Genomic DNA, 19,076 nt, shown 5'->3' with positions numbered 1-19,076 from the left:
TGCTACTGCGCCTAAAACTTTATAGGCGCATGGCCGCTGTGCAAGCCAAGCACTTCCGCTGCGGCCTGGGTAAAACGCCGCGTTAGGCGCTCAAAGGGATCCAGGCGGGGCGTATAGTTCTCCCATGATGCCTCACCCACCTGAGCACGCGCCACCTGCTCAAGGCTTGCCAACTCATCGACCAGCCCCAAGCCAAGCGCCTGCTCACCGCTCCAGATCAGCCCGGAAAAGATCTCCGGGCTATCACTCAAACGATCACCACGCCCAGCCTGTACACCATTGATGAACTGCTCATGAGTTTGAGTGAGCACGCTCTGCCAGAAACGAGCCACCTCCTCATCCAAGGGCTGGAATGGATCTAAAAACGCCTTGTTCTCGCCTGCAGTCATCACCCGCCGCTCGACGCCCAGCTCATCAATGGCTTCTTGAAAGCCAAAACCGGCATAGATCACCCCAATAGAGCCCACCAAGCTGGCGGGAGATGCCACTATCTCATCCGCCGCGGCGGCAATATAGTACGCCCCGCTGGCACCGACATCCTCGATCACGGCAATAATCGGCTTATCTCCCTGCTCACGCAGCCGCATAACTTCCGAGTAAATACGCTGCGACTGCACTGGGCTTCCACCTGGGCTATCAATATGCAGCACCACTGCCGACGCGCTTTGGCTCTCCCAAGCCCGGTTTAACCCTTGAATAATACGCTCAGCATTAGCGGGCGAATCGCTGGCGATCACGCCATGCACTTCCACCAATGCAAGATGTTGCTGCGCAGGCACCGCGGCTGACGGCTCGGCTAAAAACACGCGATATAACGTAACCGTGAGTGATACCAGCACTAGCGCCAGCAGCATCAGCCGAAAAAACAGCTTCCAACGGCGGGTTCTACGCTGCTCGGTCAAGACGCCACCAATCCAGCGATCCATCATTTCAAGCTGCGCTAGGCGCTGACGCTCTCTGAGTATTTCCGCATCGTCATCCTGCCCACCTGGCAGCGGAGACTCTTGTGCCTTGGTGGAGACATCCGGCCCCTGGGTCCATCGATCATGAACACCACGCTGATCTTCACCTTGAGAAGCCTCTTCACTGTCACCACCGCGCTGCTGCTCATCACTCATCGTCAGTTCCTACTCTTCGTTTAAGGACGCCCTTATGCATGACGCAGCCAGTCAAATAGCGACGGCACGTCTTCAGCGACCCACACCGGCTGGCTAGCGGCTAGCCGAGCGGGAGTATGCACTCCGTAAGTTACGCCCACCCGATCCATACCGATAGCACGCGCCATTTCAAGATCATACTCAGTATCGCCCACCATTACCGCTCGCTCTGCTGGAACCTGAAGCTCAGCCAAAATCTCTAGCAGCATTTGCGGGTGGGGCTTAGAGCGCGTTTCGTCAGCAGTCCGGCTAGTGTGGAACAGCCCCCCGCTACCTGTTTCATTAAAAACCCGATCAAGCCCACGACGGCTTTTACCCGTCGCCACCGCAAGTCGCTGCTGGGGCCGCTCTCTCAGCCTTGCCAACTGCGCCTCAACCCCATCAAAAAAGGGCATAAGCGTGGTGTCACCATGAACAAAGTGATGGGAATAGCGTTGACGCAAGCGCTCCGCCTGCTCTGGATCAATGCCTGGGCAGAGTTTGGCAATCGCCTCAGGAAGACCCAGCCCAATAATGTCTTCAATGGCGCTGACTTCAAGCTCACCCCATTCAGCGTCTGCCGCTGCTGCTTGCATACAGGAAACAATCTTCGGCACCGAATCCATGAGCGTGCCGTCCCAATCGAAGATAATTAGCTCGTAGCGCATAACAGTTCTCTTTTATTGACGTGCGCGCTTGAGCGTCTCTTCAAGCGCCCCTGGAAGCGGCGCTTTTACCGTCACCGGCCTGCCATTGCCAGGCTCGGGGAATGTTAACGAGCGTGCATGGAGGAAAAGTCGCCCCAACCCCAGCTGCTTGGTTAACAAGCCGCTCTCACGAGTAGCGTACTTATCATCCCCCAGCAGCGCATGGCCGGCATGGGCTGCATGCACACGAATCTGATGTGTGCGCCCCGTAACGGGCTCAGCCTCAATTAGCGTGACCTTTTCAAAAGCTTCCACTACAGAGAAGTGGGTACGCGACACTTTACCGTTGGGATCTACCCGCACGCGCCGTTCGCCGTTACCTGCATCAAAACGGTCCAACCGAGCACTTTCATAAGTTTTACGGGCTGGCCAGCGCCCGGCCACCAGCGCCAAGTAGCGCTTATCCATGCCGTGCTTTTTCAACGCCTCGTTAAGGGTTACCAGCGCATCGCGAGACTTGGCGAGCAGCAAACAACCGGAGGTATCACGATCTAGACGGTGCACTAACTCCAGGAACGTTAGGTCATCCCGCACTTGGCGCAACGCCTCGATGAGACCAATCTTAACGCCACTGCCACCATGGACTGCCAAGCCTGACGGCTTATTCAGCACCATCCAGTCGGGCCCTTCCATAATGACGCTGCCGACAAGCAGGTCGCGCAGATTATCGCTCACCTCTTTCACCGCCTCTTTAGGCGCTAGGCGCAGTGGCGGAACACGTACTAAATCGCCCGCTTGTAGGCGATAATCCACTTTTACCCGTTTCTTATTGACCCGAACCTCACCTTTACGCACGATGCGGTAAATCAATGCACGAGGTGCACCTTTTAGCCGGGTCATTAAAAAATTATCGATTCGCTGACCCGCTTGTTCCGGGGCGATATCCACCCACTGTACTTCACGCCCTTCGGACATTGCCGCGCACTCCTGGTGACATTCTTTAACGTCAGGCTAAAAACGGCATTCTAACGTAGACCAACCGGCATTGCGTCAATTGCTGGTGGTTGTCTTTACTGTTATATTCCAAAGCGCTCATCGGCCAACGTGGCCGGGCCGAACGTGGCCCGCTTATATAATCCTTGTATGGCGAATGATTGCCCACGTTTTGCCTTCGCACCTGCCCGACAAACACGCAGGTCAGAGCGAAAAAGCATGGATCAGTGTACGCACTACCTGCTTATCACGTATTGAAATGTAGTAACTCTGCCGTTAAGTAAATGGATAACGACAGAGAGCGTCAGGTCATGCCAGCAACGGCAGGCCCGTCATTAAATAAACGTTACGCTTCAGAGTGGCAGCCCCTTTTCGTCACAAGGCACTGCCAATTCTGGGGCGCAAAGATCAACGCTGTGCCGATACCGGCGTTGGTGAATCGATGAATGCCAGGTGTGGGCGGTGTCAGCAGAGCCGGATGGACGTGACAGCCACCGAAACATGTTCTGCCGCCGCCACGTACTCAACGCCCTTTCGGCCGGGTCGGCAAAACTGCCTTCCCGGCTTAATGCGTCAGCATAACCATGCGCCGAGCACAAGCACGCAGCACCCAGCGATTCGCCGACGCTAGCCTTTAAAAGCGCTTCGGCACGCCATGCTACGTGAGACAACATGAAACGGATGCTAATTAACGCGACCCAGCCGGAAGAGCTGCGGGTTGCACTGGTAGATGGACAGCGCCTGTATGATTTAGATATTGAATCTGGCGCTCGGGAACAGAAAAAAGCCAATATTTATCGGGGTAAAATCACCCGTGTAGAACCCTCTCTCGAAGCTGCTTTTGTTGACTTTGGCGCCGAGCGCCACGGCTTCCTTCCGCTGAAAGAAATCTCCCGCGAATATTTTGTCAAAGATGTCTCTGGCCGTCCGAGCATTAAAGAAGTGCTCAAAGAAGGCCAAGAAGTCATCGTTCAGGTCGATAAAGAGGAGCGCGGCAACAAAGGGGCAGCGCTGACCACCTTTATTAGCTTGGCAGGCCGCTTCCTCGTCTTGATGCCCAACAATCCTCGTGCGGGCGGTATTTCACGGCGTATCGAAGGGGATGATCGCAGCCAGTTAAAAGACGCCATGGGCCAGCTCACCGTGCCCGACAAAATGGGGCTGATTGTGCGCACCGCTGGCATTGGCCGCAGCCCGGAAGAGCTTCAGTGGGATCTGGATTACCTCGTACAGGTGTGGGAATCCATCACCACGGAAGCGGGCAAACGCTCTGCACCGTTCTTAATCTACCGTGAATCCAACGTCATCATTCGCGCCATGCGCGATTACCTTCGTCAGGATATCGGCGAAGTGCTGATCGACAGCCCCGAGATTCATGCGGAAGCACTGGCGTTTATTCGCCAAGTAATGCCCTCTTACCAGCAGAAGATCAAGCTTTACGCGGATGAAGTTCCCCTCTTCTCCCGCTTCCAGATCGAGTCACAAATCGAAACCGCCTACCAGCGAGAAGTAAAGCTACCGTCAGGTGGCTCGATTGTGATTGACCATACCGAAGCCCTGGTGTCTATCGACATTAACTCTGCCCGCGCAACGCGGGGTAGTGATATCGAAGAAACAGCGCTGCAAACCAATTCCGAAGCGGCCGACGAAATTGCCCGTCAGCTTCGCTTGCGAGATATTGGCGGCTTGGTCGTGATCGACTTCATCGACATGGGCCCTGCGCGCAACCAGCGTGAAGTCGAAAACCGCATGCGCGATGCTCTGAAGCTAGATCGTGCTCGGGTGCAAATTGGGCGCATTTCACGCTTTGGCTTAATGGAAATGTCGCGCCAGCGCCTACGCCCCTCCCTGGGCGAAACAAGCGGCGTAGTGTGCCCACGCTGTAACGGCCAAGGCACCATCCGCGACGTGCGTTCACTATCGCTCTCGATCATGCGCCTGATTGAAGAAGAGGCAATGAAAGAGCGCAGCGCGCAGATTCGCGCCATCTTGCCGGTACCGGTGGCCACTTACCTGCTAAATGAAAAGCGCAGCGTACTGGCAGATATCGAGTCTCGCCAAGGCGTTCGCGTGGTGCTGCTACCCAGCCCAGAAATGGATACTCCGCACTACGATGTTCAGCGCCTGCGGGATGACCATTTGGACGAAGACGAGAGCCATACGCTCTCCAGCTTCGAGCTGTCTACCGACACCGATGTTGGCAAAGAACCTGACCCTAGCTTTGCACCGCCCGCACAGCGGGCCGAAGCGGCCGTTAAGAGCGTAGTACACAACGCCCCAGCACCGGCATCGCTACAAACAGAAGAAACGCCTGCTAAAGCGGCTGCAGCCACCCCTGCACCCGCCGCTACTGCTGAACAGCCCAGCGTGCTTGGCCGCTTTATCCGCGGCTTTGCTAAACTGCTGGGCGGCGATGACGGTAGCCAGCAGCCAGCTCAGGAAGCCCCGGCACCAAGTAAGCAGACCGAACAGCCGAAGAGTAGCCGCCCGCAACGCAGTGAACGCCGCTCCAAACCTGCTCAGGAGCGCAGCGACAGCTCGCCCAAGCAAGAGCAGCGTAGCGATACCACGGCCAAAAACGAGCAGCGCAGCAGCACGCCATCCGGTAATGCCACTCCTCGCAATGACGATGCAAGCGATAAGCGCAGCGGCCCCAGCCGCACCCGCAACCGTCGTCGTCATCCGCAGCAGGACGATGCCAAGGCCCAAGAGAGCGCGAAAAACACGCATCAGAAAGAGCCCGTAAACAAGGACGCTCCTAAAGAGGAGGCAGCCAAGCCTGCCGCCCAGCCGGATAACCGTCGTGACAAGCCACGTGATGCCAAGCCCAAAAGCGATGAACGCACGCCTACGGCCCAGGCTGACGACAGCAAGCAAGACGACGGCAAGCCGAAGCGTACGCGTAACAATCCGCGTCATCGTTCGCGCAAGCAGGCGCTAAACCCTCAAGCGGAAGCAGAACAGCTGAAGCTGCAGGCAGAAGCGGAGCAGGCACCTCAGCCCCAAGAAGCCCCGGCAGCCACAGCGACATCTGAAGCCGCTAGCGCGCCTGACAACAACACGGAAGCACCGCCAACACCGGCTGACAAGCCAGCAACTGAGCAAGTAAGCAGCGAAAAAGACGATAGCGCTGAGCAGGCTCAAGCGGCAGCGGATGACAGCACAACTGCTGAGCGCCCGGCCAACAGCGCCGACAAAGCGCGCAAGTCGACGCGCCAGCGCCGTCAGGCTCAGCCTGAGTCAGTGCAGCACGAAGCCACCAGCACACCAGCGGCTGACAGCAGCGATGCAGCAGCCTTGAGCGCGCCAAACGCTGACGAGACCAAGGCCGCCGATGCTCAAACTGACGACCTCAAAGCGGAACAGCCGCCGGTGGCTCAAGAAACCGCAGCCCAAGACGCCACGGAAGCGCCGCAAACCGCTGCCGAGCATGTCGCAGAGAGCGAGCCGAAAGCGAGTGACGCAGCTGCAGAAGCAAGTGCGGCAGAAGCTGCTGCTGAAAGCACAGTGCCCACGGAAGAGCCCCAGACTCAGACGGTAACGAATGAGACTGCTGAGACTGCTGAGACTGCTGAGACTGCTGAGACTGCTGAGACTGCTGAGACTGCTGAGCAGGATAGCGTTAAAGACACTCCGGTTGCCAACACCGAAGCAGCGGCTTTTACGGATGAAGAAGCTTCAGCACCAACAGTCAGTGAAGAGCCCTCAACCGCGAAAACACCTTCACCGGCGGCGGATCAAGAGCCTTCAACAGAAGCGATCGAGCAGCCAGCTGCTGAAGCTCACGACGAGACGGCTACCAAGATGGAATCGGCCCCTGCTCCAGAAGCGCAAGAGGAAGTGTCAGCGCAACCCGCCGACAATGCGCCAGCGGCAGAGCCCGTTAGCGAGGCCCCGGCAGCTGATGAAGAGGCGCCAAAACCGCGTCGTCGCCGTCGTGCCCATAACGACCCGCGCGAACTACGCAAGCAGCAGGCACAGCAAAACTCGCAAGAGTAAGTGCTCGCAACAAAAAACCCCGCTTCGGCGGGGTTATTTTATGAGTGGTAAAGATGAGCAGACGTTAGATCACCCGCGGTTCTGGCTCTAGTAATACACCAAACCGATCAAACACGGTCTGAGCAATAGTGTCTGCAAAACGCAGCAGTCCTGGGCGATCTCCTCCCCCAAAGTGTACTAACACCAATGCCTGGCGATCATGAACGCCAAACGCCCCCTGCCGATGGCCTTTTAAACCACACTGATCAATCAGCCAACCTGCTGCCAGCTTAGTTTGGCTATTGGGCTGAGGAAAATGCGGCATGTCTGGATACTCCTTCAACAGCCGATGCGTATGGTCATTACTCACTAGCGGATTCTTGAAGAAACTGCCCGCATTCGCTAGCACAGCTGGGTCAGGCAATTTTTCCTGGCGAATCGCACAGACCGCTTGAGCCACGGACAAAGGGGTCGGTGACTCCGACACGCGAGCCGCCAAATCGCCATAGTCAAGCACAGGCTTAGGCATGGCGGACAGCCGCAGCGCAAGTTGGGTAATGACGACCCTCCCCGCTAGTGTTCGCTTGAAAATACTGTCGCGATAGCCAAACTGGCACGCATCAGCGTTCAACCAGTGCATCTCGCCAGTTGCCAACTCGACAACCTGGACCGCTTTCAACACATCGCTGAGCTCGACACCATAGGCACCAATATTTTGTACCGGTGCGGCGCCGCAATCGCCAGGGATCAACGCTAAATTTTCAACCCCCCACAAGCCATGCGTCGCCAATGCCATTACCAGGGCATGCCAGCTCACACCGGCACCCACATAGGCGGTGACGTCATCACCACTGCGCTCCAGCCACCAATGGCGAAGTGCCGGGCGAAGCGCCATACCATGAAGCGTTGGTGGCAGCAGCACATTACTGCCACCGCCTAGCAGGGTAATTGGCCACTGATGAATACGCGCGCTATACAAGGCGGCCTGCAGGCTAGAGAGCGTTGTCGGTGCAATGTAGCGCGCCGCTTGGCAAGGTAGGCGAAGCGTATTGGCTGTAGTGAGGTCCACCCAGACGGATGCCCCGTCCAAGCTATTAGCGCCCACAGGTCAGCTCTGCAATCAGTCCGGTACTGGCTTGCTCAATCATATCCAATACCTGCTCAAAGCCCGCTTCTCCGCCGTAATAAGGATCAGGAACATCGGTATTTGCGAGTCCTGCATACTCCAACAGCAGCCCTACCTTAGCCTGGCTGTCGGCCGGTTTTAGCGCCTGCATCGCCGCCAGGTTATCGCTGTCCATGCCCAGCACGTAGTCGAATTCCAGGAAGTCACTCGTTTTTAACTGACGGGCGCGCAGATGGCTAATATCGATACCACGGCGCAGCGCGGCTGCCTGGGCACGGGGGTCGGGCGCTTTGCCAACATGCCAACTGCCAACACCGCAGGAGTCGATTTCAACGCGTTTGCTTAACCCTGCACGGTCGAGCGCCTGCTGAAAAATGCCCTCCGCGGTTGGTGAACGGCAAATATTGCCCAGGCAAACAAAGAGAACACGCGTCATGAAATGTCTCCTTCACGCTCGGCAGACAACAGCGACCTTACCCGCGCCAAATCCTCTTCCGTATCGACTCCGGCGGGGTTTATCGCGCTCGCCAGCGCCACTTGAATAGCGTAGCCATGCTGTAGCGCCCGGAGCTGCTCCAACTGCTCCAACTGCTCCAGGCTGGAGGGCGCTAGATCCCGATAGGCGGCTAAGAAACTCGCCCGGTAGGCGTAGATCCCAATATGGCGCAGCCAAGCATCGGTTTCTAGTAGGCTTGGCTGTGCTTTAAAGTGCTCGCGGTCCCAGGGAATCGGCGCTCGCGAGAAGTAGAGCGCCCGCCCCTGTAGCGACCGCACGACTTTCACCACGTTAGGATTAAACAGCGTATCAACATCCGCAATCGGCTCGGCTAGGGTGGCAATCGCCGCCTCGGGGTCATCCGCCAGACGCAGTGCGACCTGATCAATAAGTGCCGGAGGAATCAGCGGCTCATCCCCCTGCACATTCACGACCAGCGTGTCATCACTTAGGCCTAGATGGTCGGAGACCTCGGCGAGTCGGTCAGTGCCCGAGGGGTGGTCATCGCGAGTCATCACCACGTCAGCCCCATAGGGCAGCATGGCATCGCGAATCCGCGTATCGTCTGTCGCCACCACTACGCGGCTGGCCTGGCTTTGACAGGCTCGCCGCCACACATGGGCCACCATGGGCTCACCGGCGATCTCTAATAGCGGTTTGCCCGGCAAGCGAGAGGAGCCAAAACGAGCGGGTACAACGGCAATAAATTGCGGCGCAACATCAGACATCACGCCTCTCCGGTGCGACCAGGCGAGGTAGGTAACTTTTCATCAGCATCCATTTGCCGCGCCTCTTCAGGCAGCATGACAGGAATGCCATCCTGTATGGGATAGGCTAAACCGTCGTAGTGGCAGCAAAGCTCCTGGGCGTCACGATCATACTTCAGTTTGCCGTTGCAGAGCGGGCAAACCAGCATTGCCAATAGTTCCTTATCCATCGGTGCATCCCCTTTGTGTCAGTACGGACAGCCTGTTTGCCAGCCAGTCCTCAAATGCTTGTGGAAGCTGCGCCTCCACCTCTAATACCCAGCTATCAGACGGTGCAAACGCCTGACACTTTACGGCGTCTTTCGCCGTCATAATGATTGGTCGTGGCGGCATAAATTGAAACGTGTGTTCATCAAATGGCTGGTGGTCTGCCAGGGGATGCATCTCCCCTTCCACGCCTAACTCCCGCAGCGTATTGAAAAAACGCTGAGGGTTGCCAATACCTGCCAGCCCATGCACCGGCAGTGCAAATGGCAGCGGCTGCAACGGATAGTGCCGCCCAGTAGGCAGCTGGCGCCAGCGCTGAGGCACCAGCTGCATAGCCACACTAGATACTTCCAGCGGGCGTTGTAGCGCTCCGTTGACAATCACAGCGTCCACACTTGCAAGTCGCCCGGGCGCTTCTCTTAAAGGCCCAGCGGGCAGGCAGCGCTGATTGCCTAGCCCACGAGCACCATCGATAACCACCAGCTCAATATCGCGCCCTAAAGCCAAGTGCTGCAAGCCGTCATCGCTAATCAGTACATCGCAGCCCTGTTGCACCAGCCTTTCAGCACCCCGCGCTCGCTGCGGGTCCGCCACCACCGGTACTCCGGTTTGCTGTGCCAGCATCAGCGGCTCATCACCGCTATGCGCTGGGTCTGTAGAAGGCGTTACTAACAGAGGATAGTGCGGCGCTTTACCACCATAGCCGCGGGTGACGATACCGGGTGAAAATCCCTGCTGTACCAGCCAACGGCTAAGCCAGGCCACAAGCGGTGACTTGCCCGTACCGCCTAACGTAATATTGCCCACCACGATCACCGGCACCGGTGCTTGCCAAACTGGTTTATTTCCCTCGCGGTAACACTGTGCTCGTCGCTCCATAAGATAACGGTATAAATCACCCAACGGATAGAGCGGTGCTAGCCAGTTACTGCCGCCATAGGCAGCCTTTATCCAGCGCTGAGCAAGGCTCATTCACTCTCCTGAAACTGAAGCTGGTGCAGCGCGGCGTAGGCCCCACCTTTTTCAAGCAGCGCCTGATGGGTACCCTGCTCAATAATCCGCCCTTGATCCATCACTAGAATGCGGTCGGCACGCTCAATGGTGGAGAGTCGGTGAGCAATGACCAGGGTGGTGCGCCCTTCACACACGTGCTCCAACGCTTTTTGGATATAGCGCTCTGACTCGGTATCCAGTGCGGAGGTCGCTTCATCCAAAATCAGAATGGGCGCGTCTTTGAAAATGGCCCGGGCGATGGCGAGCCGCTGGCGCTGCCCACCCGAGAGCATCACCCCATTCTCGCCGACGACCGTGGCGTAACTTTCTGGCAGCTTTTCAATAAACTCGCTGGCGTAGGCTGCCTCGGCAGCCGCCTTAATGGCGGCCGGGTCTGGGTCAGCCACTCCGTAAGCAATATTGTCAGCAATGGAGGCGTTAAACAGGGTGACCTGCTGGGACACCAGGGCAATATTCTGGCGCAGCGGCCCTAAGGCGTACTCATCGGCATTCACGCCATCAATCAAAATCTGCCCTTCACTGGGGCGATAGAAACGCGGCAGCAGGCTGACGAGCGTTGATTTACCGCTGCCCGAGCGGCCCACAATAGCCACTAGCTCGCCGGGAGCAACGTTAAGATTCACGTTGTGCAGTACACTGGGCTGGTCGTCACCATAGCGGAAGCTGACGTTCTCAATCACCACATTGCCCGTTAGCTTGCTGGGAATGCGAGAGCCTTCATCCTGTTCAGGGGTGAGGTCTAACAGGCCAAACAGCTCAGAGGCCGCTGCGATGCCCTTCTGAATCTCGCTGTTAATCTCGGTGAGCTGGCGCACCGGCTTAATCATCAGGGCAGCGGCGGTGATAAAGGCGACAAACTCCCCCGGCGTCATGTTTTCCATCAGCGAGGGCGCCATGGCCAGCCACACTAGCAGCGCCATAGAGATCGCCACCAGCATCAGCACGACAGGCGAACTAACCGCTCGGGTCATGGCCTCTTTCATACTCTGGCGACGATTCTCTTCGCTCACTCGCTCAAAACGCTGTTTCTCGTACGCTTCTGCGCCGTGGGTACGTACCACGCGATAGCCCGAAAGCGCCTCAGAAGCCACATGAGTCACATCGCCCATGGAGTGTTGAATACGCTTGGAGATACGCCGAAAGCGCTTACTCACATAGCTCACCACACCGGCAATAATCGGAGTAACACCCAAAAACAGCAGCGTTAGCATCCAGTTGGTCCAGAATAGATAGCCTACCAGCCCCACGACAAACAACCCCTCACGCAGGATGATCGTCACCGCATTGGTCGCTGCACCGGCTACCTGCTCAACGTGGTAAGTGACCCTTGATACCAAGTGGCCGCTGGAGTGGTGGTCGAAGAACCGGCCTGGCAGATGCAGCAAGTGGGCAAACACATCGCAGCGCAGCGTGTGAATGACGTAGCGGCCTACATAAGCCATAAAGTAGGTGCTTAAGAAGGTTCCCAACCCGCGAGACGCGAACATCAGCACCACGAAGAGCGGCAGGAAAAACCTGAAGGCGGCATCTGGGTTTTGAATTCCATCAATCAGCCGCTTCATCATTTCCGCCAGCGCGGTACTTGAAGCTGCGTAAATCACAAAACCCACCACCGCCAGCGCAAACGCACGCCAGTGTGGCTTAACGTAACCCAATAACCGTTTATATAACATCCAACCTGAATCAGTCACACGCGCTCCCAGCAGTAGTGTGCAGTGTGGGCGATTCTACCTGATGGTGGCGCGCTTCAACACCGCTTATGGCCACCTGCCAAGGCGCGCAGCGGCTGAAAGGTGACTGGCTGCTGCGGTATCAGCGTAAATTTAAGCGCGCCGTCCTGGGCGGTGTTCCATAGGCAGCTATGCTGCTGCCGAAAGCGCCGCACAACGTCGTCGGCAGGGTGGCGGAAAGCATTGTCGCGCCCAGCGCTGAAAACCACGTGATGTGGCTGCGTCTCGCGCACAAACTGAACACCCGAGCTGGTGCCGCTGCCGTGGTGGCCCGCCACCAATACACTCACGTTGCCATTCAGCTGCGGTAGAAGCTGTCGCTCCACTTGGCGCCCTACGTCACCGGTGATCAGCAGGCTATGCTCACCCGCATACACTGCTAACACACAAGAGCGATCATTAGAGGATAGAGTGTTCTCACCGCTCGGTGGCCAGAGTATTCGATACGTAATACCGTCACGCTGCCAGCGTTGCCCCTGCTCGCAGCGCTGGCTTGGGATAGATAGCGACTCCCCTGCTGGCGCCCACCACTGCGCTACTTGGTGATCCGCTAGTAGCGCATCTACGCCTCCGGCGTGGTCAGTATCCGCATGACTGACCATTACTTGGTCAAAATCTTGACCTGGGGGCCATAGGCTTTGCAGGGGCATAAAGCCACTGCGAAAACGTGGCCCCGTATCATAGAGCAGCCGAAAATTGGCACTGCGCAGCTCTATTAACTGCCCTTGGCCCACATCGTAAACCGTCACTTGAAGCTGCCCAGGCGGAATCGCCTGCTCTCTCGGCCACCAGGGAATTGTCACCAAGAGTACCGCCGCACCCACGCGTAACCAACGCGGCACGGCGGGCAAGCCCCAGCACAGCGACAGCAGCACCAAGCTCCCCGCCAATGGATAGGCCAAATGCGCGGGAGGCTGCCAGAGCGGTGCGGCTTCCACAGCGACAACCAACAGCTGATGAAATACCGCTAAGGCTTGCTCAAACACCCACCAGGGCACTAGACCAACAAGCGGAAGGGGTGACAGCAGCCAGCCGAGTAGCGCGGTAGGCACCATGACCGAGCTGACCCATGGCACCGCCACTAAGTTGATCAAAGGGGCCGTAGGGGCTACACGCCCAAAGGCAAACAACACCGCTGCGGCCATTAAAGGGGCCAATAACAGTTGAGAACGCAGCAGTGCCCAGCACCAGCCTTTTACACCGCGCGGCCTGGACCGACCCTGCCAGATAATAATCAGCCACCCTACCGCCATAAACGAGAGCCATAACCCAGGCCGCCAAAGTGCTAGCGGGTCAACCATCAGCACCAGCGCCAGTGCAAGCCACCAAGCTTGCCAGGGCCCCGGTGCATGGCGGCCACTTAGTACCCACAACCCCAGCAACGTCATAATCATCGCGCGCATTGCCGGTGGCGCCAACCCGGCCAACACGGCGTAGCCAACGGCGGCCGCGCCCGCAAGCCACCAGGGCCAAGTGCGCAGCCGCCAGTTGGTAGGCGAAACGACACGCGCAGCATAACGTCCTAGCAGCAGCACGAATGACGCCACCAGCCCCACATGCAGGCCCGAGATCACCACGAGGTGCGTGGTACCCGTAGCGTTTAACAGCGCCCAGTCATCTTGGTTAAGCTGTTCGCTATCGCCAAGCGTCAATGCGGCCAGCCAGCGCTGGGTACGTGCCTCTAAAGGCAGCTGTGCTAGAAAGTCGGATGCCAATTGGCGCAGCCGAGGAGAAGCGTGCGTAAGCCGCTGCGGCGCAGGATCGGGGCGAATATATCCAGTAGCGTGGATGCCTTCACGCCATAACCACTGCTCATAATCAAAAGTATTGGGGTTGATAAAGCCATAGGGCGGCCGTAAGCGCAGCGTCATTTGCCAGCGCTCGCCAACCACATACTCATGGTCGTAAGCGCTCACCCGAACGCTGTTTAATTGATCACAACGGGGAAGATGGGCAGGGGCTGTGCAGCGCTCGATACTCAATCGCAACCGCTGAACCCCTGACTGCTGCTGTACATCGGTCACTTTGGCATGCACCGCTATATCCTGCCCGCTCAGCCCAACGGGCAGCCGATGCCCCCACTCCTGCTGAATACTAAAGGCAACGGACCCGCCTAAGAGAAACCATACTAGGGCCCGTGGCCGCCATACGCCAACGCTTAGCCCCGCCATCATGAGGACCAGTGGCAGCAGCCATGTACCGCCCTGCCCACCGGCCCACCAAGCCAACAGGCTACCGCCAAGCGCTGCTAATGCCGCGGGCATTGCAATGCCCTGCCCCATCCGCCCCTCCCTGGTGCTCAACCATTACTGTGCGCGCCGTAGCCGAAGCCCTACGCTATATGGATAATAGAAACGATCTAAAGTAAGAGTACCTGACATGCCGCGCCGTTTCCTGCAGCGCTACATGCCAAAACCCGATACGCTAAGGCGCCAGCGTTCGTTGCGCTTTATGGCACCGCTGATTGCGGATCCGGGCTTATGGCTACTAACTCGACGCAGCGTTGCGAACGCGTTTAGCGTCGGGCTGTTTTGCGCGATGCTACCCATCCCCTTTCAGATGGTGGTGGCGGCTCTGGGTGCGCGGCTAAGTCGTTGCAATTTGGCACTTTCGGTAGGGCTTGTGTGGGTCACCAACCCACTTACCATGCCGCTGATTTTTTATGTGAATTATCGAATAGGCACTTTTTTGCTTGGGGCGCCCGCGCGGGAGGCCCCTTCCCGCATCTCAACCCGCTGGGTAGCTGAGCAGATGCACGACATCTTGCCACCGCTGCTACTGGGCTCTCTGATTACTGCGATTGTGCTTGCGGTCGTCGCTAACATTGGCATTCGCCTTATCTGGCGCTGGCACGTCTCCCATAACTGGAAGCGCCGCCGCCTTAAAAGACGGCGGCGCAGGGCTCGCATCGAATCAGAGTTTGACGATTAAACTAGCTCATCGCTATGCCTGAGCGACCAAGCGCCCCCCATCCAGCTTCATAACACGATCCTGATGGGCAGCCAGTCCCACATCGTGAGTCACAATCACAAACGCACAGGCGCTCTCTTTGGCCAGCTCATCCATCAGCGCCAGAATAGTCGCTGCGGTGGTTTGGTCCAGGTTACCGGTCGGCTCATCCATCAAGACTAAGCTTGGGTCGGTCACTAGCGCACGGGCAATCGCCACCCGCTGGCGCTCACCGCCCGACAGCTCACCCGGCTTATGGTCGGCACGCGCTTTCATGCCTACCCGCTCCAAAATCTGCATAGCGCGCTGCTCAGCCACTTTTTTAGACTGACCGCGAATAATCAGCGGCAGCGCAGCGTTCTCCACCGCCGTAAACTCCGCTAGCAGGTGGTGGAACTGATAAACAAAACCAATATATTGATTGCGGAAGCGGCCCAGCGCGGCTTCATTCAGGCCCGAAAGTGCCTCACCGCCAATCACGACGCTGCCATCGCTCGGGCGGTCTAAGCCGCCCAACAGGTTTAACAGCGTGGTTTTGCCCGAGCCCGAACTGCCCACAATCGCGACACGCTCACCGGCATGGACAGTCAGCTCAAGCTGGTCCAGCACGGTAAGGTCCTGAGGGCCTTCGCTGTAGATACGGGTAAGCCCCCGGCATTCCAGCATAACGGCGTTAGAGGTGGTTGACGTCATCGGGGCATCCTTATTCATAGCGCAGTACATCAGCAGGCTGAACGCGAGCAGCTCGCCATGCGGGATAAAGCGTGGAGAGGAACGTCAGGCCAAACGCGGCCAGCACGATATCGCGCACATCGCTCCACTCCAGACGCGACGGCAGGTCGCTGATGAAGTAAACCCCCGCATCCAGGAATTGAATACCAAACGCCGTTTCAAACCAGCCAATCAAATCGGAAATGGTGAGCGCCAGCAGAATGCCCACGGTAACGCCTACCGCAATGCCGATCAGGCCAATCGCTAGCCCCTGCACAATGAAAATACCCATGATGGAGCCCGGTGTGGCACCAATGGTGCGTAAAATGGCAATGTCCGCACGCTTATCCGTCACCACCATCACCAGTGTCGACACAATATTGAACGCAGCAACGGCGATAATCACGGTCAGCAGCAGCGCAATCATGCGTTTTTCCATCTGAATCGCTTGGAAGAGATTGCCGTGGGAGAACGTCCAGTCGGAGCCGCTGTAGCCTGGGCCCAACTCGTTCACAATGGCCTGAGTTTCGCTACCGGCGATAAACAGGTCGTCTAGCTCTAGGCGCAGCCCGCCTACCGCATCACCCATGCGTGCCAGCGTTTGCATATCTTCAATATTGGCGTAGGCCAAATTGGCGTCTAGATCGGCACCTACGCTGAAAATACCGCTGACGGTAAACCGCTTCAGCCGGGGGAAAACGCCTGCCGGAGTAATCGATGCCTCGGGCACCAGCAGCGTCACGCGGTCACCCACGCCAACGCCTAGCCTGCGGGCGAGCATCGAACCCAGCACAACATTCCACTCACCGGGCACAAGGTCGGCCAACTCACCCTGGCGCATGTGCTCGCCAATAATAGAGACCTGGTCTTCCCAATCCGGATGAATGCCGTTGACCATCGCGCCTTGGTTGCGGCCGCCAGCGGAGAACATGCCCTGCTGTTCAACGTAAGGGGCCGCACCAATCACTCGATCGCGCTGTACTAATTGCTCTGCCAACGCCTCCCACTCTACCAGCCCTTCCTGGGACTCAATTTTGGTGTGGGGCACCATGCCTAAAATGCGCGTGCGCAGCTCGTGATCAAATCCGTTCATAACCGACAGTACAAGAATCAGTACCGCCACCCCTAGCATCAGCCCCAGCATCGACGTTAAGGAGATAAACGAAATAAAGTGGTTCCGGCGTTTAGCGCGCACATAGCGCAGCCCCACCAGAAAAGGCAAACGATCAAGCATGGCTACATTCCTTAATAATGGGCGTCCATGGTACGGTTTTTTTAACATGGCTGCATGTGCAAACGCAGCCTTAGAGTCGCCCTCTCCAAGGCCGTTCCCTTTATAACGGTATCGCTTGCAAGTTGAGGAGCAACCCCCTAAATTGCGCCCGACCCTCTTGCCCGCCGGGTAAGCTTATTCTGACTAGTGAGAGCACCTTTTACGTTGGCTACCAAGACTCACCGCTTATTGCCCGAATGGCACCCTCAAGATGGCCTACAGCTCACCTGGCCCCGTCCAGACGGCGACTGGGCTTATATGCTGTCGCGTATCGAAGCAACGCTTGAGCGCATTGTGCTTGCCACGGCGCGCTATCAGCGCGTGATCATCAGCGTGCCAGACGAGGCGACCCATCAGCGCCTGACCGCCACGTTCGATGCCTACGGCATCCCCAAACATCAGCTGCTGCTGATTGTCGCACCCACCGACGATACCTGGGCGCGAGATCATGGGCCGATCACGGTATTGGACGAAGATAACCAGCCGCTGCTGCTGGATTACACCTTTACCGGCTGGGGCGGTAAATTCCCTGCTGAGCGGGACAATCAGCTAACCCAGTGGCTAGCCGATGCGGGCGTATGGGCCTGCCCAGTCTCTTCTCGGGAGATGGTGTTAGAAGGCGGGGCTATCGAGACTGACGGCGAAGGCACGCTGCTCACCACGGAAGCGTGCCTGCTCAACCCAAACCGCAATCCGTCGCTCTCTCGAGAAGACGTTGAAGCGCTTTTGGCAGATGACTTTGGCGTAGACCGCGTGCTGTGGCTAGCCAATGGGCATTTAGAAGGCGACGACACGGACAGCCATGTGGATACGCTGGCACGTTTTTGTAACCCCTCGACCATTGCCTATGTGCGTTGTGACGACCCCACTGACCCGCACTACACGGCCCTGCAGGCAATGGAGCAGGAGTTAAAAGCCTTCCGTCAGCGTAACGGAGAGCCCTACCAGCTTATTCCGCTACCCTGGCCCCAGGCCTGTTTTGACCCGGAAGATGGGCATCGCCTACCGGCCACCTATGCGAACTTTTTGATTATCAACGATGCGGTGCTGGTGCCTACCTATGGCGACCCAGCGGATGTCACCGCACTGCAGGCGCTGGCCGTCGCTTTTCCAGAACATACGCTGATCCCCATTGAGTGCGTCAGCGTGATTCGTCAGCACGGCAGCCTGCACTGTTTAACCATGCAGCTACCCAAAGGTACGCTTGTGCCTGCGACCACTCACTCTTAAGGAGGGCAGCATGTCCCAGACACTTAACGTGGCGGTGATTCAACAAGCCGCATGGCCCGATAAAGCGCTCAGCCTGGCCGAAAGCGAGGCGGGCATTCGCAAAGCAGCCAGCCAAGGGGCACAGCTAGTGCTGCTGCAAGAGCTGCATGCTACCCACTACTTCTGCCAATACGAAGACCCGGCACTGTTTGATCTCGCCGAACCGCTGGATGGCCCGACGGGACAGCGGTTGGCGGCACTGGCAAAAGAGCTGGATATCGTGCTGGTGGGCTCGCTGTTTGAAAAGCGCGCGGCGGGGCTCTACCACAACACCGCCGTGGTGTACGACCGCGCCAAAGGGCGGGTTGGCCAGTACCGCAAGATGCATATTCCAGATGACCCAGGGTTCTATGAGAAGTTTTACTTCACCCCTGGCGACGCCGACGACGCACGCAAAGAGGGCTTTACGCCGATTGATACCTCAGTGGGTCGGTTAGGCATTCTGGTGTGCTGGGACCAGTGGTACCCGGAAGCCGCCCGCTTAATGGCGCTGGCGGGTGCTGAGCTACTGCTCTACCCCACCGCCATTGGCTGGGATCCTAATGACGACGACGCGGAAAAAACCCGCCAGAAAGATGCCTGGACGCTGATTCAGCGCGCCCACGGCGTCGCGAATGGCCTGCCCGTCTTGGTAGCAAACCGCGTTGGCTTTGAGGCCGACCACTCCGGCGTTGGCGACGGTATCGCGTTTTGGGGCGGCAGCTTTATTTGCGGCCCACAAGGCGAGCTATTAGCCCATGCCGGTGAAGAGACTGAGCAGTTGGTCGTGAGCCTGGATAT

Annotated in this window: 16 protein-coding genes; 4 read left to right on the top strand and 12 right to left on the bottom strand. The window is 57.8% G+C overall.

Annotation, left to right across the window (positions count from 1 at the left end):
- Nucleotides 1–11: 11 nt before the first annotated feature.
- The 3 genes from sppA to BIS10_RS04860 are packed head-to-tail and all read right to left on the bottom strand — an operon-like array spanning nt 12 to nt 2,758.
- On the bottom strand, nt 12–1,118 hold the full coding sequence (sppA, locus tag BIS10_RS04870; RefSeq protein WP_253503049.1) for a signal peptide peptidase SppA: 1,107 nt from the start codon (nt 1,116–1,118) through the stop codon (nt 12–14).
- A 32-nt stretch (nt 1,119–1,150) separates the two neighbouring features.
- Nucleotides 1,151–1,804, bottom strand: coding sequence for an HAD family hydrolase (locus BIS10_RS04865; RefSeq protein ID WP_253503046.1), 654 nt, complete (start codon nt 1,802–1,804; stop codon nt 1,151–1,153).
- 12 nt (nt 1,805–1,816) lie between these two features.
- A complete protein-coding gene (locus BIS10_RS04860; protein ID WP_253503044.1) occupies nt 1,817–2,758 on the bottom strand; it encodes an RluA family pseudouridine synthase in 942 nt (313 codons plus the stop codon).
- 690 nt (nt 2,759–3,448) lie between these two features.
- On the opposite strand from BIS10_RS04860, the gene rne reads away from it, so the two are divergent.
- Nucleotides 3,449–6,775 carry a ribonuclease E gene (rne, locus tag BIS10_RS04855; protein ID WP_253503041.1) on the top strand — a complete coding sequence of 1,109 codons (3,327 nt, stop codon included), beginning with the start codon at nt 3,449–3,451 and terminating at the stop codon, nt 6,773–6,775.
- A gap of 64 nt (nt 6,776–6,839) precedes the next feature.
- Here the strand turns inward: rne and murB are convergent, their stop codons facing one another.
- The 7 genes from murB to BIS10_RS04820 are packed head-to-tail and all read right to left on the bottom strand — an operon-like array spanning nt 6,840 to nt 14,376.
- On the bottom strand, nt 6,840–7,823 hold the full coding sequence (gene murB / locus BIS10_RS04850; protein ID WP_253503038.1) for a UDP-N-acetylmuramate dehydrogenase: 984 nt from the start codon (nt 7,821–7,823) through the stop codon (nt 6,840–6,842).
- Between the two features lie 25 nt (nt 7,824–7,848).
- Nucleotides 7,849–8,316, bottom strand: a complete 468-nt coding sequence (locus BIS10_RS04845; protein ID WP_253503035.1) for a low molecular weight protein-tyrosine-phosphatase — start codon at nt 8,314–8,316, stop codon at nt 7,849–7,851.
- Nucleotides 8,313–9,104: a 3-deoxy-manno-octulosonate cytidylyltransferase gene (gene kdsB, locus BIS10_RS04840; protein ID WP_253503032.1), complete on the bottom strand. Its 792-nt coding sequence runs from the start codon at nt 9,102–9,104 to the stop codon at nt 8,313–8,315. Before kdsB ends, BIS10_RS04845 begins: the two co-directional genes overlap by 4 nt.
- The gene (locus BIS10_RS04835; protein WP_044629207.1) at nt 9,104–9,313 is read right to left on the bottom strand and encodes a Trm112 family protein; all 210 of its coding nucleotides are present in this window, start codon (nt 9,311–9,313) and stop codon (nt 9,104–9,106) included. Before BIS10_RS04835 ends, kdsB begins: the two co-directional genes overlap by 1 nt.
- Entirely contained in the window at nt 9,306–10,322 is a 1,017-nt protein-coding gene (gene lpxK, locus BIS10_RS04830) for a tetraacyldisaccharide 4'-kinase (protein ID WP_253503029.1), read from the bottom strand. Before lpxK ends, BIS10_RS04835 begins: the two co-directional genes overlap by 8 nt.
- Nucleotides 10,319–12,055, bottom strand: coding sequence for a lipid A export permease/ATP-binding protein MsbA (gene msbA, locus BIS10_RS04825; protein WP_253503027.1), 1,737 nt, complete (start codon nt 12,053–12,055; stop codon nt 10,319–10,321). Before msbA ends, lpxK begins: the two co-directional genes overlap by 4 nt.
- A gap of 56 nt (nt 12,056–12,111) precedes the next feature.
- Entirely contained in the window at nt 12,112–14,376 is a 2,265-nt protein-coding gene (locus tag BIS10_RS04820; RefSeq protein WP_253503024.1) for a DNA internalization-related competence protein ComEC/Rec2, read from the bottom strand.
- Between the two features lie 97 nt (nt 14,377–14,473).
- On the opposite strand from BIS10_RS04820, the gene BIS10_RS04815 reads away from it, so the two are divergent.
- A complete protein-coding gene (locus BIS10_RS04815) occupies nt 14,474–15,025 on the top strand; it encodes a DUF2062 domain-containing protein (protein ID WP_253503021.1) in 552 nt (183 codons plus the stop codon).
- Nucleotides 15,026–15,037: 12 nt separating this feature from the next.
- Here BIS10_RS04815 and BIS10_RS04810 read toward each other — a convergent pair whose 3' ends face one another.
- Nucleotides 15,038–15,736: an ABC transporter ATP-binding protein gene (locus BIS10_RS04810; protein WP_253503018.1), complete on the bottom strand. Its 699-nt coding sequence runs from the start codon at nt 15,734–15,736 to the stop codon at nt 15,038–15,040.
- A gap of 10 nt (nt 15,737–15,746) precedes the next feature.
- Complete coding sequence (locus BIS10_RS04805) at nt 15,747–16,988, bottom strand: lipoprotein-releasing ABC transporter permease subunit (RefSeq protein ID WP_253503016.1); 1,242 nt, start codon at nt 16,986–16,988, stop codon at nt 15,747–15,749.
- A gap of 204 nt (nt 16,989–17,192) precedes the next feature.
- Between BIS10_RS04805 and BIS10_RS04800 the strand changes: the two genes are divergently transcribed.
- Entirely contained in the window at nt 17,193–18,257 is a 1,065-nt protein-coding gene (locus tag BIS10_RS04800; protein ID WP_253503013.1) for an agmatine/peptidylarginine deiminase, read from the top strand.
- Between the two features lie 10 nt (nt 18,258–18,267).
- Nucleotides 18,268–19,076 (top strand): carbon-nitrogen hydrolase (locus tag BIS10_RS04795; RefSeq protein WP_253503010.1); only part of this gene is annotated, 809 nt, incomplete at its 3' end.

This window comes from Halomonas sp. 707B3 (assembly GCF_024158645.1).
Lineage (GTDB): Bacteria > Pseudomonadota > Gammaproteobacteria > Pseudomonadales > Halomonadaceae > Vreelandella > Vreelandella lionensis.
The sequence above is the reverse complement of the archived record's forward strand: the minus strand, read 5'-3'. Positions and strand labels throughout refer to the sequence as shown.